Source organism: Serratia symbiotica, from assembly GCF_000821185.2.
In the GTDB taxonomy this organism is placed as follows: Bacteria; Pseudomonadota; Gammaproteobacteria; order Enterobacterales; family Enterobacteriaceae; genus Serratia; species Serratia symbiotica.
In genome coordinates this window covers 1,589,905-1,603,828 of the sequence record NZ_CP050855.1, presented here as the reverse complement: position 1 = coordinate 1,603,828, position 13,924 = coordinate 1,589,905, and the positions used below count along the sequence as shown (strand labels likewise).

The 13,924-nt window shown below is 39.5% G+C and carries 12 protein-coding genes and 4 pseudogenes; 5 read left to right on the top strand and 11 right to left on the bottom strand.

The window, feature by feature from the left end:
* Positions 1-32: 32 nt before the first annotated feature.
* On the top strand, positions 33-980 hold the full coding sequence (locus SYMBAF_RS08025; RefSeq protein ID WP_040265139.1) for an Abi family protein: 948 nt from the start codon (positions 33-35) through the stop codon (positions 978-980).
* Here SYMBAF_RS08025 and SYMBAF_RS18400 read toward each other — a convergent pair.
* The 3 genes and pseudogenes from SYMBAF_RS18400 to SYMBAF_RS18395 all read right to left on the bottom strand — a co-directional run.
* Positions 975-1,078, bottom strand: a pseudogene (locus SYMBAF_RS18400) (IS5/IS1182 family transposase); the annotation flags it as partial. The gene SYMBAF_RS08025 and the pseudogene SYMBAF_RS18400 sit on opposite strands and share 6 nt — an antisense overlap.
* 348 nt (positions 1,079-1,426) lie before the next feature.
* Entirely contained in the window at positions 1,427-2,920 is a 1,494-nt protein-coding gene (locus SYMBAF_RS08020) for an NEL-type E3 ubiquitin ligase domain-containing protein (protein ID WP_052447743.1), read from the bottom strand.
* Positions 2,921-3,415: 495 nt separating this feature from the next.
* Positions 3,416-3,598, bottom strand: a pseudogene (locus tag SYMBAF_RS18395) (leucine-rich repeat domain-containing protein); the annotation flags it as partial.
* 464 nt (positions 3,599-4,062) lie between these two features.
* Between SYMBAF_RS18395 and SYMBAF_RS08015 the strand changes: the two are divergent.
* Together SYMBAF_RS08015 and SYMBAF_RS08010 are read left to right on the top strand one after the other, a co-directional pair.
* The gene (locus SYMBAF_RS08015) at positions 4,063-4,584 is read left to right on the top strand and encodes a hypothetical protein (RefSeq protein ID WP_052447744.1); all 522 of its coding nucleotides are present in this window, start codon (positions 4,063-4,065) and stop codon (positions 4,582-4,584) included.
* Between the two features lie 743 nt (positions 4,585-5,327).
* Positions 5,328-6,098, top strand: a pseudogene (locus SYMBAF_RS08010) (hypothetical protein).
* A 437-nt stretch (positions 6,099-6,535) separates the two neighbouring features.
* On the opposite strand, the gene SYMBAF_RS18390 reads toward SYMBAF_RS08010, so the two are convergent.
* The 8 genes and pseudogenes from SYMBAF_RS18390 to mobQ all read right to left on the bottom strand — a co-directional run bounded on the left by SYMBAF_RS18390 (position 6,536) and on the right by mobQ (position 12,142).
* Positions 6,536-6,772 carry a CBU_0592 family membrane protein gene (locus SYMBAF_RS18390; protein WP_226020431.1) on the bottom strand — a complete coding sequence of 79 codons (237 nt, stop codon included), beginning with the start codon at positions 6,770-6,772 and terminating at the stop codon, positions 6,536-6,538.
* On the bottom strand, positions 6,750-7,082 hold the full coding sequence (locus tag SYMBAF_RS18385) for an HAD hydrolase family protein (RefSeq protein WP_419789501.1): 333 nt from the start codon (positions 7,080-7,082) through the stop codon (positions 6,750-6,752). The genes SYMBAF_RS18390 and SYMBAF_RS18385 overlap by 23 nt, the downstream gene beginning before the upstream one ends.
* Before the next feature lie 56 nt (positions 7,083-7,138).
* Entirely contained in the window at positions 7,139-7,507 is a 369-nt protein-coding gene (locus SYMBAF_RS18095; RefSeq protein ID WP_040265089.1) for an HAD hydrolase family protein, read from the bottom strand.
* Between the two features lie 15 nt (positions 7,508-7,522).
* On the bottom strand, positions 7,523-7,957 hold the full coding sequence (locus tag SYMBAF_RS07990) for an NUDIX hydrolase (protein ID WP_040265090.1): 435 nt from the start codon (positions 7,955-7,957) through the stop codon (positions 7,523-7,525).
* Between the two features lie 28 nt (positions 7,958-7,985).
* A complete protein-coding gene (locus tag SYMBAF_RS18090) occupies positions 7,986-8,390 on the bottom strand; it encodes an adenylosuccinate synthetase (RefSeq protein WP_272899528.1) in 405 nt (134 codons plus the stop codon).
* 43 nt (positions 8,391-8,433) lie between these two features.
* Positions 8,434-9,243 carry an adenylosuccinate synthetase gene (locus tag SYMBAF_RS18085; RefSeq protein WP_272899526.1) on the bottom strand — a complete coding sequence of 270 codons (810 nt, stop codon included), beginning with the start codon at positions 9,241-9,243 and terminating at the stop codon, positions 8,434-8,436.
* A 155-nt stretch (positions 9,244-9,398) separates the two neighbouring features.
* Complete coding sequence (locus SYMBAF_RS07980; protein ID WP_040265091.1) at positions 9,399-10,379, bottom strand: cytochrome P450; 981 nt, start codon at positions 10,377-10,379, stop codon at positions 9,399-9,401.
* A gap of 257 nt (positions 10,380-10,636) precedes the next feature.
* Positions 10,637-12,142 (bottom strand): annotated as a pseudogene (gene mobQ, locus SYMBAF_RS07975) (MobQ family relaxase).
* An 809-nt stretch (positions 12,143-12,951) separates the two neighbouring features.
* Here mobQ and SYMBAF_RS07970 point away from each other — a divergent pair.
* The gene (locus SYMBAF_RS07970) at positions 12,952-13,341 is read left to right on the top strand and encodes a hypothetical protein (protein WP_040265092.1); all 390 of its coding nucleotides are present in this window, start codon (positions 12,952-12,954) and stop codon (positions 13,339-13,341) included.
* Positions 13,334-13,666 (top strand): conjugal transfer protein TraD, encoded by a 333-nt coding sequence (locus SYMBAF_RS07965; RefSeq protein ID WP_040265093.1) that lies wholly within the window; start codon positions 13,334-13,336, stop codon positions 13,664-13,666. The genes SYMBAF_RS07970 and SYMBAF_RS07965 overlap by 8 nt, the downstream gene beginning before the upstream one ends.
* Positions 13,667-13,924: the final 258 nt, after the last annotated feature.

Genomic DNA, 13,924 nt, shown 5'->3' with positions numbered 1-13,924 from the left:
TTTGCTTAATTTCTTTGAGTGGAAAGGACGCGATGGCACTTCATCCGACTAATAGACCTCGCATATACCAAAAACCTCCCGAAACAAGTGAAGCATTGATTTCAAAGCTGCGTCTCAGAGGTTTAATCATCGCTGATGATAATGCCGCTAAAACTGTGCTTACATTTATTGGCTATTACAGGTTAAGGGGATATTTTATCCCTTACTATTGTATGACTCAGGATAGAAAGCCTCAGATACAAGAGCCTAAAATTTTCTTACCGGGAACAACTCTAGAAAATGTTATAGAACTGTATGAATTTGACAGAAAACTACGCCTAATTGTTCTGGAGAAAATTCAGAAAGTCGAGATTGGCCTGCGAACCTGCCTTTCTGAATATATGAGTGAAAAGTACGGTTGCCACTGGTTTATGAACCTAACTAACCTTAATAATGAATATAATTATGAAGATTTCTTTAAGCAAATCAGAGCCTCAAAGGAAATTTTTATAGACCATTACAAGGCAACATATGATCATCCGAAATATCCGCCTTCCTGGATGATTACAGAGACACTCAGTTTCGGTGCATGGTCGAGAATTTATAAAAACCTTCATCACTACGATCAAAAAAATATTGCACAAAAATTTAATATACGAAGTGCAGAAGTTATGGCCTCATGGTTCCATACTTTAAGCCATTTACGAAATTTGGCCGCACACCATAATCGTATATGGAACCGTTCTTTCAAGGCTTTCCCACCAAGAACACTTAAAGGATATGAAAACCATATGAGCAAACCGCAAACGCTTTACAGCCGACTTGTGGTCTTAAAATATCTCTCGGATCAGGTTTCATGGTCTGATGGCCTAAAGAGCCAGTTGGAAACTTTGATGGCCGATAAACCTAGCTGTGTGACATGGCAAAAAATGGGCTTCATCGAGGGATGGAAACTTGATCCGCTCTGGACACGCCCTCTTAAACCGCCTACACAGGCTTAAGAGGGCTTTGTTATAAGTGTGCCAGTGGGTGACTCTGAACTTCTGTTTAGCCACGGGACTGCCTGCGTTATCAGGGAATGCGTGATCTGATCCTTCAACTCAGCAAAAGTTCGATTTATTCAACAAAGCCCATACCAACGTCAACATCCGTGAAATCCCGCCTCCTCAGCAAGACATACTCGCCGCGTTGCGTCTTGCTAGTAGTTGGGGGCTAATGCTCAGTCGAACGAAAACTCACGTTTAGGCGAAAAAACCGTCTGAAAAATCGATTAACAGGCATGCGTGTACACTATTTGCCGTTTTCCGACTTAAAAGACTTCATTTCGATCCTGGTATTTACTGTCCATATTATTATGATTTATCAGACAAAAAATCCTTAACGTGTGAAACCGTTCCGTTGAGCGTCAACCCCCTAGAACCCCCCGTTCTTAGGGGGCAATGCGCTACTACCCGACCATCCTGTGCAGTTCCCGGCTTTCCGGAATGAGACCCCCTTCTTTCAGGTGTGCCTTGGCCGCTTCATTTCGGCTGAGTTTATCTGCCTTTTTTGCGCGTTCGTAGAAATCTGCAGCTTGGTCACGCTTAAGCTGACTGAACCTGTCGCCGGGCAATTTCAGCGACAGACGCGCCATGATGTCCTGACGTGAATTTTCATCGCTGCCGGCAACGTCAGACAGCAGGGCGCAAAGCTTCGTTGCGGCCTCAGAATTCCATGCTGCGCCGGCAATGGCATGAGCGAGGGATGCAACGCTGTGCTCCTTTTTATGCGGCAGCAGCGCTGATATTACCTCCTCTTTGTCGAGGTATTTGTTTTCGTACAACCGGTGTAATAAAGAAACCCATGCCTCTGCAAGGGGAGCCATTCCGCCTGCTGCTACCCTGGTTGCCAGCAGGCTGCCGGGGTGGGCCTCGTTGACATTGCCGGGTCGGACTGCCATAGCCGCCACCGCAGGGGCGGAGGCAGCAACCGAAGTCAGTTCACTCACGGCTTTCAGGACCTGCTCCGGTCGCTTATCAGCCATCAGGGCATGGTACCGGTTTTGCAGGAACGCGCGAGTAAGGGCGGTATCGTTCTCACCCGTCATTTCATCCCAGACTTTTTTGCCGACAGTAGCTTCGGCATCAGCAATACCCTCTACCCCGGCAGCCCTCAGTTCTGCATCCACGCGGTGCTGGTAACGGTCGTTTAAAATCCTTGTCTGCTGCTCCTGCATGTTGTGGACAAATCCGGGGCTGGTCCGGTACAGTGCCGTTTTCCAGGGGGTCCACTGTGCCAGCCAGGTGGGAAACGCCCGTTTTTCCCGTCCTCTGACCTGTACCAGTGCCCGATCCAGGTCTTCCTGCGTCACGCCGGAGACGTCACCATAGCGCATTCTTTCTCCCGCAGAGGTCAGCCTCAGTGCATCGCGCAGGCCGGTCTGGTATGCCAGGTAAACCTCAACTTCATCAACGAACCGGAGCGTATTAACCTTGTCACGGGCTGCCTGCTCAAGCTGTTCAAGGCGGAACATCTCGCATCCGGCAGTCATTAATTCCGGCAGTCTGTCATCCCAGGTACCGTTTTCAACGTCATACACCAGCGCCACTTTCTGCATATCGTTCCAGGCGAGTGTCACCCTGTCTTCGCAGCTTGTGGTGGCCTCCTGGGCCACGGCAAATGTTGTCTCCCGCAGCGCGGGGGTTTCCACCAGCCGGGTCAGCCAGTCAGAAACCTGCGCCTTAAATGCCAGATTTTCTCGCGCGTTTCGGGTCTCGCCCAGGCGGCTGAGGAAAGCGCTGAAGGTCGCCGCGTTTTCCTCCTTTTCAATGGCCGCCCATGTGCTGTCTGATAACTGTGCTGACAACCAGTCTTTCACCGCTTCAGTCAGGGGACGGGGCGCGACATCAGACCCGTCTTCTGACAGGGAAAAAAAGATCCGTGGCCCATTATAATCCGCCATCTGCACCCAATGAATGAGTCTGCGGAGGGTTCGTTCTGACAGCGGATTATCTTCAACAAAAATATTAACTTCCGGTGGAAGATGCCCGATGGAAGCAGGAAGTGTGTGAAATTGATTATCTCGTAAATCTAAATACTCCAGGCTATCAGGTAAATGATCCGGCAGGGTTGATAATCTATTTTCAGCTAAATTAAGATCCCTAATCGTATCAGGTAGATTACTGGGGATATTTTCCACCTGATTTTTTTTAAAAACAAGATAAATAATATCGCGAGGTAAATTTACGGGGATTTCTGTAAGTTCATTATCGGAAGCATTAATGCCGGTCAGTGTCTCCGGTAAATTATCAGGTAATTTACAGAGGTGATTGCAACTAACGTTCAGTAAATTTATTTCTGGGGGGAGAAAGTCGGGCAACGAACTGAGTTGTAGTTCGGCCAGGTTAAGCAACTTTCTGCCTGTTTCCAGACACTCGCGCATTCTTGCCACTGCAATGTCCCGTTTCTCCCCCATACCTGGTGGGGCATTTTCTTCCCACTCAGACCAGAGGGCATAATACTCGTCTGGTCTGAGTGGAACGGTGGCAGTCTGAGAAACATTGCCGGAAGACGGGGTATCCGTTGCAGAATGATGATACGTCTGCAAAGGAAAATCAGGGCTGTTATTGACAGGAAGCATACACTCTCTTATTTGTTCTCATGAAAGGGGTATTTTGGCTGGTTAAAGAGAAGCTATTTAAAAACCAACCTGGCGGCAAATATTATTGCTTTTGGTGTTTACAGTGTTAGCCATCTTTAAAATCTGGCTGTGGTGTATCAGCGATCGAGCTAAATTCTGTGTCTGACAGTACAACAGATACCAATTTTTCATCGTTGCCTATTAGGGTAAAGCCCGCCCTATATCGCGCCCAATGGGGGATATTCTTAAAATCAACAGATAGCGCATTGGGATGCTACATCAACTTACAGATTAGTAATAATTAACATCTATAGGATTAAGTTAAGCAAAAATGAATCACACGTCAACAAATTAACGCAATAATTTTACGTTAATAAAAATAAATGTAACTTTTAATCGTTTTTATGCGATTTAAGTTACTGTAATATTTAATAATCACAGATTCGCTTGAAGCGAGAGCTACCGTGCTAGATACCCTAGGAAAAAGACTCAAGTGCTGTAGGGCTGCAACTTCAACCACCCCACAAGAAGTGGTTGCCTATATAAATCAAAACGGTGGAGAGCTATCTTATCCGTCATACACTCGTTGGGAGTCAGGCCATAACATCCCTAAAAGGAAAGCATATCTACTTCGCTACATAGCAGATTTCTTTAAAGTAAAGGGGTTCACTGTTTCAAGTGAGTGGATTGAATCAGGGGAAGGGTTTCCTCCGCAATTTTCGGAATACTCAAATTTGGATGAGGATACACTGTTTATCCTAACTGCTAGAAGCTTAAGTAACTCAGAACTAATACAAATTGGCGGAAGCTACGGAGAACCCTTCGTCAACTTAGGTGAAATGTGCATTATATCTAAAGAATCTGAGATTATTAATAATAACGGAAAACTTTGCTGGATAAAAGTCAATAAAGATCCACATCCAATGATAGGGATAGTAAAAATAGCCAGTGAAGATACTGTCTTGGTAAAGATGAAAAAAGAATGAAAAGCGTCACAAGCTTTCCATCTGATTTTTTTAACTTTTTTGAAAAAAACTCTCATCTAATGAGCTAAAGCTCATAGGCTCCGCACTTTTTATTTACTATCTTGCTATGTTTCGCACTAGCGGATAGAAAGATATTTTCTGATCCCGTAAATTATATAATTATAAAGATAGCAGCACGTCGTGATTGTCTAAACAATCACTCTGCTGAACAGGACTTGTTCCTGTTAATGATTGGATTTATCCAAAAATATCGCAAAAGTAAGAGTGAAACAATTAATCAGTATGGTATGTACTTGGCAGCGCTTAGTGATTGTCCAAAACAATCACATCGCTGAAAGGTAAATATAAGGTAAAAATTAATTAACCACTTGAAGAATGAAACCCCACATGGCGATAATAAAAATCGTCCGGTTATTATCTCTTACTTCTTGCAAAATTAAATTAAGGGAAAATCGGGCTGTAGCCCTTGTGGCATAAGGCTTTTAACGAAAATACGTGACTGACTGTACGGTCAGTGTTACGGACTCTGTAGTCAGGATTCCTGACTGTACAGTGAGTTTTTCTGACTCTGTGGTCAGTTTTTATGTCATTTCCCGCCTTGAAAACGACAGTTCTTTAAATAATCTACGCTGAAATACTTGCGTTTTTTAAAATATTTTAGCAAAAAAATATGCGAAAAACTTGATATCTATTTCATGCATGGTATTTAATTGAGTGTAAGTAAAATGATCGGAGGTAATAACATGGCAAATGATATAGACGTTGATTTGGATTTAGGCTTGAATCCTTTCTGTTATGAAACAGAGCTAAAGATTGAAACATGAAAGAGGAATCTGACCGTTTCGAGAGGTACTGAATTTGTAGAAAAAGAAAACGCTGGGAAAAGCTATTTTGCTAATATTGTACATTCACAAGAGGTTGATAGAGAAGAGTTCATTAAGCTCTATACGTCACAAATAAAAGCATACTTTGACCTTACGAAAACAGCGTATAAGGTGTTTTTTATCTTTTTACGCATTTATCAGGATGCGATAGGGAAGGATCACTTTTATCTGAGTTGCAAAAAAGCGATGTCCCTTGCGGAAAAGATAGATCACTTTGTCTTGTCTGAATCAATTTTTTATCGCGGGGTAAAAGAGCTTATTGAAAAACGTATTATCGCTAAAACCAATGTGAAAAACTGGTATTTCATCAACCCGGCTATTGTTTTTAATGGTGACCGTGCTCGCTTTGTTTCAGAGATTATAAAGAAAAAAGAAGAGGCGAAGAGTGAAAATATAGGATGGGCTTCCAATAGTAAGGAGAGTATCTCGCCAGCTAAGCATAAGAATCGAACCATTGATAACGCTATAAATGAAGTGGACAGTGAAGAAGATATTGATGCTTTGATAGCGAAGCTTCAAGCTAAAAAGAAATCATCAGTTAACCATTCAGAGCAACCGCTGACGTTGGTTCCTCCTGAAGAGGAAATTGATTGGGATTCGCTTGTAGCGAATGGCACCTTTGATAAATAGCAAGGTGTAAAGAGACATTGTAGTTGCCTTCGTTTATAAGATCGCCAGATTTAATAAATTTGATCTAAGCTATCACATAGGGGCTAATCTCATAGCTCATTTTATTGCGAAGAAAATTAGTAGCTAGGTCATTCTGGAATGTTTTTCAAGCTCTCAATATGATCCATGCAGCGGAATGTATATCAGATGTGCTGATAAAAGAACCGCAATAGATAAGGTTCAGTCTGTGGGTCATGACGGGTTGTATGAGAGGTATCATAAGCAATTAAATGAAGAGATGCTGGCGTTTGATTATGTGCTTTCTCGGATAGCACGCATGTATAAGAAATAAATATCTAGTGCATAGGTTTATATACACTGGAATCATATCAGGCCTAATCAAAAAGACCGCCACATAAATGTAAAGATAAGGTGGATAAGGCCTGATTTAATATAATTTACATCCCCCTCTTATTTTTTCTTAATTTCTGAAGTTGATATATGTTGGCTATAACAATGAAGCCATCGAGTAAAACTATAGGCCATGCGTGAGTCAGGGCCGCATATAATGTAACAAAAGAAGCACCAATAGCGTTTAAAATTCTAAGTTTCACGATTGAACTACACAGGAATGATAGAACTACTAGTGCAGTTCCTATATATCCTAATATATCAATTATTTGCATTAGGGTAATTGCTCCGAAGAGGTTTTTTACTTTCTAAAAAATCAATAATCGTAGGTATGTAATCTATAGTGATATAATAATTAGCTGATTGATATGCATCTCTGTTGCCAACGAATACAGATACTTCGGCATTGTCTAGGACAAGATGGTCATTCAAGTCATTCCCAAATGCTGTATATTTACACTCACCAATTAGTTTGGTCAGTGTTATATATTTATTGTTACCACTGGGAGTGATATCATAGAACCCGTCTTTATGGGTGTGTATGCTGACATCTCCTATTTTGGTTATTCTGTCTTTTTCTGTTTCAGATAAAATAAGTATTTTTGTAATACCATCGTGGATTAACTGATCTTTATCCGTTTCATAACTACTTAAATCACGGATATATCATGGAATGGATGATGTGTTTTTGAGAAAGAGAAATGCCACTCACCGTCTAAAACATACGGTATTCCTAAATTATCCATTAAGTTGATGGTTGATGAGAGGTAGTCTCTATCTAAAAGTGACTTGGATATGATTTTCCCATTTTCAAATGATATGCCGCCATTGCAGCCAATAAAAAAAGAGTTATGCAGCTCTGATGCTAACATAGGTAACATATCTCTGATTGGCCGAGCCGAAGCAAAAATCAATCTATTATTTTCTCTTAGCTCGATAAGCTTTTTACAAATAATGGGATGCACCTTTAATCCATTTCTGGATATAGTGCCATCAATATCAAAAATATAAGTGTCCATGTTTATTCCTACAGGTTAATTTATTTCTCTGTTTTCTTCTAATATGATCGGTCTGGAAAATATTAAGTTTTTATCTATTGACATTGGTATAAGCCAACGCAGATTATCGATGATATTATGAGGTAGGTTACTAACTTCATATACACCCACGACTTCCTTTTCAACACTTCTTGTGCTGAAAACATTGTCATTAATAGATACTAAAAAGTTAACGCTGTATTTATCGGGCCTATTTATTATGCAGTAGCATGTCCATTGCTCTGGTAATGTGTGGACACCTGTTTCTTCATGAAACTCGCGAGACATAGCCTGTTCTGGCGTTTCTCCTAACTCTATCTTTCCGCCAATTCCATTTATTAGTCCTTTCTGCCATGCTGGATTTATTTTTGTTATTAGGGCCACGTTTTTTTTATCAGATGAAAACATAAAACCAGTTACGTAGTTAATCATAATTAATCCTCTTATCTAAACGATTGTCCTATCTTATTAAATTTTGCTCTCTTTCTGGCCCATAGGATATATATTTCACAGGAATTCCGCATTCAGCCTCAATATACATAATGAATTTCATAAGTTCAACTGGTAATTCATCAACACTATTATAATGGGCATTGAGTTCTTCCCAGCCAGCAAGCTCAGTATATTGAGGAATAACCTTTTCAAAGTTCATCAATGCTGCGTTGGTACAGGTTTTCTTATTATCGATAAGGTAGGATGTTGCAACGTTTATTTTATCCAGACCTGCTAGCACATCAATGTTAGTAATTGCTATTTCATTTACACCGTTGAGTTCTATAGCATGTTTGATAAGATTGATATCCAGCCAACCACATCGGCGAGGTCTTTTTGATACAGTTCCATACTCATTTCCTTTCTCTCTAATATAATGTGCCTTCTCATCGAAAATTTCAGTAGGGAAGGGGCCATTACCAACTTCTAATCATATATGCTTTCATTACTCCAATTACATGCATCAGATGTGCAGGTATCCCTATCATAGGAAAACATGATTGTACAAGAGTCTGATAGGCCACGGTATATGGATATGAACCAAAAGCATTGTCCAGAAAAGTTGCTTGTGATGTTTCAAGTAAAATATTTTGCTTTTTCTTCAAAAGTGAAGAGATCTTCTCATTCGTAAAAGAGAAGTAAGGCGAAAGCTTTTCACCATAAAAAAGTAATTCTCTTATAATTTGCTCGTAATCTAAGGCGTTGTTACCTTCAAATACCTTCTTTATTTGTCTATCGCGGATGTCCCATAGAAATGTTAGTTTGGATCTTAGCAGTTTTTCATCAGTTAAATCAATAAGTCTAATGCCATGTCTGTTCGATTTATCCTCAAAACATGCACCTACCCCTTTCCCTACGGAACCAATTTTCTTATCACCTTTAAAGTTCTCTGACGCCCTATTTAATTCAGCATGCAATGATAATACAACATGGCACCGAGGGTCTATATGTATAGATGAATCAATACACAACTCTTTTAGAGCTTCAATTTCTTTATAAAGAATTTCTGGACTGATTAAGGCCCCTTGGCAGACATATAAATTTTTATTCCTTAGCGTAGCCGGAAGTTGTGAGAATGCTAGTCTCATGCCTTTATATTGAACACTATGCCCTGCGTTTGCACCGCCGTTAAATCGGGCTATGTGTTCGATGTGGTTTGAAAGGTAGTCAACAAACTTACCTTTTCCTTCATCGCCAAATTGAAGTCCAACAACTGCATTAAACATTTTATACTTTCCTTTTTTCGATGTTAACTACTAATTTTTCAAGTATTTTATAGCCAATAGTACTAATCCATTTCTCATCAATATGATGTAAAGATATTTTTCCATTTATCTTATTCATATTTAAAAAGAATTTTGTTGCTACTTTTTTTGATAAATTAGCACCCAAGCATAAGTTCTCTATTTCTGGACATTATATTGTCAGAAAGCTCAAAGACAGCAGGGTCTCTGTTTGCTGATAAAATAAAGGACATGATTCTCTCGCCTTTTTTTATCTTATAGCTACCGAGATAGAGATCTTCTGCAGGCACTCTTGAACAATATTGAAATGGCGGTTCCAACCTAACAATTTCATCGAAAAGCTCATTAGGTGCTATATCTTCCGGTATCCTTTTTTTATTTGAAATTATCTGGAAATAATTGCTTATAATGCTGGCGAGAGGGTCATAACCATCAATAGCCACATTAATGAGTAGTGGGGAGATGGCTTCAATCGCGATGTCTTCCTTAAGGAGATAGTCAATAACACTTTCATCGTTATTACAATTGTTGATGCATTGCATGAGCAATGTTTGAGTTTCTTTAAGACACTCTAAAACTTTTTTCCTTTCATCTTCATTACCAATATCCCCGTTCCCTAAAAACATGGCGATTGGTTTTGAAATTTTTATAATATTATTATAGTCCTCATGTTCAATGCCTAATACACGAGATAAGACATTGACGGTAAAGGGAACTGTAATGTCCTGAATAATGTCTATATTACCCTGAGTTTTCAATAATATATCTTCTACATATAATGAAAAGGCTAAATTAACTGTCTTTTCTATTTTTTGTGTTGATTTAGATAGTGAATATGTTATTAGTCTCCTCGCATCTTTATGGGTTTCCCCATCCATATACATAAGCCATTGGTCATAAAAATCAACTATATCTTTAGAAAAAGGACATTTCCTTAATTTATCAAATTGACTCTTTTTACGGTTCGATGAGGTCTCTGAGGATTTCAGAAGATAGATAACATCCTCATATTTAAGAACTATATGAGATCTTAGGTCGGGATCAAAGAATGGTGATTTTTCCCGATATTCCTGGTAGCTTCTATATCTGTTTTCTAATAAATCGGCTTTGAAGTTCATTATTACTCCCTGAGCGCGCGCAAACGTTTGCTATTAAGTGTTGCAGAAAAGTAACATTTGTTTTTGTGTCATGTTAAATCATAAAATGTAACAAAATGTACCATTTGGTTTGATTGGTTTGTGATAAAAACCATTATAAATCACAATATTGCGATATATATTTTATTATATAACGCTTTTTGATGTTTCTGATTAATGCCTCTTTTTGCTAATTTATTAGTTTTGATCCTTTTAATTTAGTGATGCATATCACAAAATTATTTTTGATAAAAAGATGATTTTGACATCCGCAATTTGGGATTCCTCGTTTGTTCCGCTGAGGGGAGTGGTGTAACAGCTATGCTACTATTAATATTCAATTGCTCCTTTTTTGGACGACTCGGAAAGCGCGTGACCTCCTCTGATATTGGTTTGTAGTCATCGCTGTTAAACCTAGCGCGTTGCTCATGTTCGGAACGGGACACATAGACACCCGCCACCTCATCGAAGACGTAGTTTTCACCGATGCGTTTATCATGCTCTAGATCTGTAGTATCAATCAGCCTTTTGGCCCAGATGAATTTCTCTTTGAAGAAGTCTATGACCAGAGCCGTGAAACGTTTGAAGAGATTACTCTGATGTGGGGTTGTCTGCTTCCTCTTGGGATGGATCGGGGTGCTTCTGGCTGCCCTGTTGTTTGGGGCCTGAGATGATGGATTTTTCAAAATAGTGTTTACAGCATTATCCGCAATGCTCACTGATGAGCTACGCGCTCTGGTAACTTTACTTACCTTGCTGGTATTACGGTAGGATTTGACTCCTCTTGGCCTTGTATGTGGGACTGGAGCTACCAAGACAGGTTGCCTGACTCTGTTACCGGAAGCGCCGGAGCGGATATCTGGTAAGACAATCTCTTCTGTTTGATGAGGAAGGAATACAGTAAAGCTTCTGACACCAACGATAATTTCAAGCGGAAGCTCTTTAAACGTCTTATAAACCTCAAATGCTGCTTGTTTGGCTTCATCACGAATAGCTTGCTCGGCTGCGCGTTGTTCTTGGGCTGCAGGACGATTCCATTTGGCACGATGGATACGGCGCATCGGCGGACGATTAGCTTCTGTCGCTTTAGCAAGCCAAAATGCTTTGTCTTCATTACTGGATGCGGTTTCTGCTTAAGCGAGTGCAGCAGCACATTGTGATCTGAGAGAGCGGTGATCGATACGTGCTGCCACTCCCGCTGCTTCAAGGTAGCTGTTCGATATCGTAGACCATGCCTCACGCCACTGAAATACCATTTTCTTGTCATTCCAGCTTCTTTCTTTTTTACCGAACCCATTTTTATCTATTGTCTTTAATGTCAACATAACGTGAGCATGTGGGTTATTACTCTCAAGATCATGGAAAGCTATATCGGCAATCATTCCCTTATCGACGAAATTCTTCTGACAATATTCGAGAACAAGCTTTTTCTTTGCATCGTTATTTAGCTCGGTAGGAATAGCAACATCGAAATATCGGGATGTTTGACCGTTTTGCTGGCGCTCAACTTCTTCAACTTCTTCAACTTCATTCCACAATGCTGTGGAGTCTTTTACTATATGTTCTGGAGCATTAACCGGGGCTAATATGAAATGCCCGTATAAATCAGTACGGCGGCTATAATCATACGTATCACTTGTTCTTTCATCTGTGATTCTGCAACGAGCATGGTAAGCAGCTTTCGCAACGGAAGATCTGCCCTCACTTCGTTTCACAACTTTAAAATCAAGATGAAAAATAGCCATACAATAAAAACAACCTCAATATAAATTAAAATATCAAACCAAAATATTAATCTCCAATGCGACTATACTGGTTTTAGTTTTAAGTAAGAAAAACTCTGGTGTTGACGTTGACCTTGCTTTTAGCCTGCGGCAGGCAACCGTCGGTAGACCCCACACGCTCACGAAGTGAGTGTATAGGTGGGCATTGCTTTATTTTTATATCTCCTGACGGAGCTAAAAATAATGACAATGTAAAAAGTTTTCCTATGGTTAAATAATAACGCTAGTTTTAATGCCTGTGAAATTAACAGGACAGGAATCGGATGGACGGCTGAGGTAGGATAATAATATTGAATATTTTGGTTTTAGATAGTGCCCGAAAGGGCAAATGTAATATTTCCCTCACGCCGTAAGGCGGGAAAGCGGAAATTAGATGAAATTGTGAAAATAACAGATACTTTTATGTGTTGCACAATTCACAGGTTAAGATCAAAAAGCAGAGTCTAAAAACAACAGGTGAAATGTTTTTCATTGATTTGATAAAATAAGTAACGCGGAGAGTGTCAGATATTTTAAGTTAGTGGTTACACTCGTTTGTGTTGCATCGTTTTATTTTGAGATTACTGACATCTAATTTTTAAAACCAAAACACTATTTTTTCGGGATGAATCCCATCATTAACAGGACAAGCCTATCAGCAGGCTGATTGTTTAAAAAAATCATACAGCGCTGTTTCAGTATTCATAACAGATCATTGCTATATTAATTGACCTTTTCATTTTTTAATTGTATTGCAAGGGAGGATAATTAAATAACAAAAGGAAAAACAAATGACACATAAATACATTAACTTCATTGGGCTGGATTTCAATAATATAGCGGTGATGAAAAAAACGTTCACGGGATTTGAAAAACGAATACAAATCAACAATGATGACTTTGACGATGAGCTATTCTATTTTTGTTGCTTTATGGATTACTTTCTTGAGCGCCATGACAGCGTATCTTTCCCTGCTTATTATAAATTTTGCGTGTCTCTGGATACTTACCTGTATTCACTCATGTATCTCGAAGAAAACACCTCAATGACGAACTTAATCGGTTTCTTTCCCGGTAAACTGTTCTGGCATACCGTTGATAATGGGAATGATGATGTTTTTTATATACTTCTTTCATTTTATATGAATGAATGGAAAAAAGGGAGGAGTTCTGATGAGTAAACAGGGAGATTTTCTTGAAAGTGATAAGGTAAGCAGAAAACCAAGAACAGAAAAAACAATTAAGCAAAAAATAGCATCAACGCAGATGCGTTTGAATCGTCTCAAGACCAAAGAGAAATCTTTGTCCAAGAGTGCTGAGACACGCCTGAAGATCATTCTTGGTGCTGAAGTAGCTAAAGCTGTGGGCTTTAAAGTAGAAGAGGTGGATAAAGAGTTAATATTAGGACTGATATTACAATCATCGAATATTGATGCGGAGGCTAAAGAAAGAATTAAATTACGAGGGAAAAGATTTCTTGAGGATATGGTGGGTAGGCAGGAATGATATATTCATAAAATCGAAGTGAGATTAATTTTTGTTGTGGCGATTAAAATGAGTTAGTGATCCCATCATAATAACAAAAAGTCATTATATACTTTGCCCTGACATTCATAAATATAACATGAGATATAAGATAGATAAGGTGTCAGGAACTCGGTTTAATACTCCAGACTTTTTATAGTGGATTAAAGTCATTCGTGATTAGCTATTATGATAATGTTTTTTCAAAAATAGTTAAATATATTTGACAATCAGTATTTA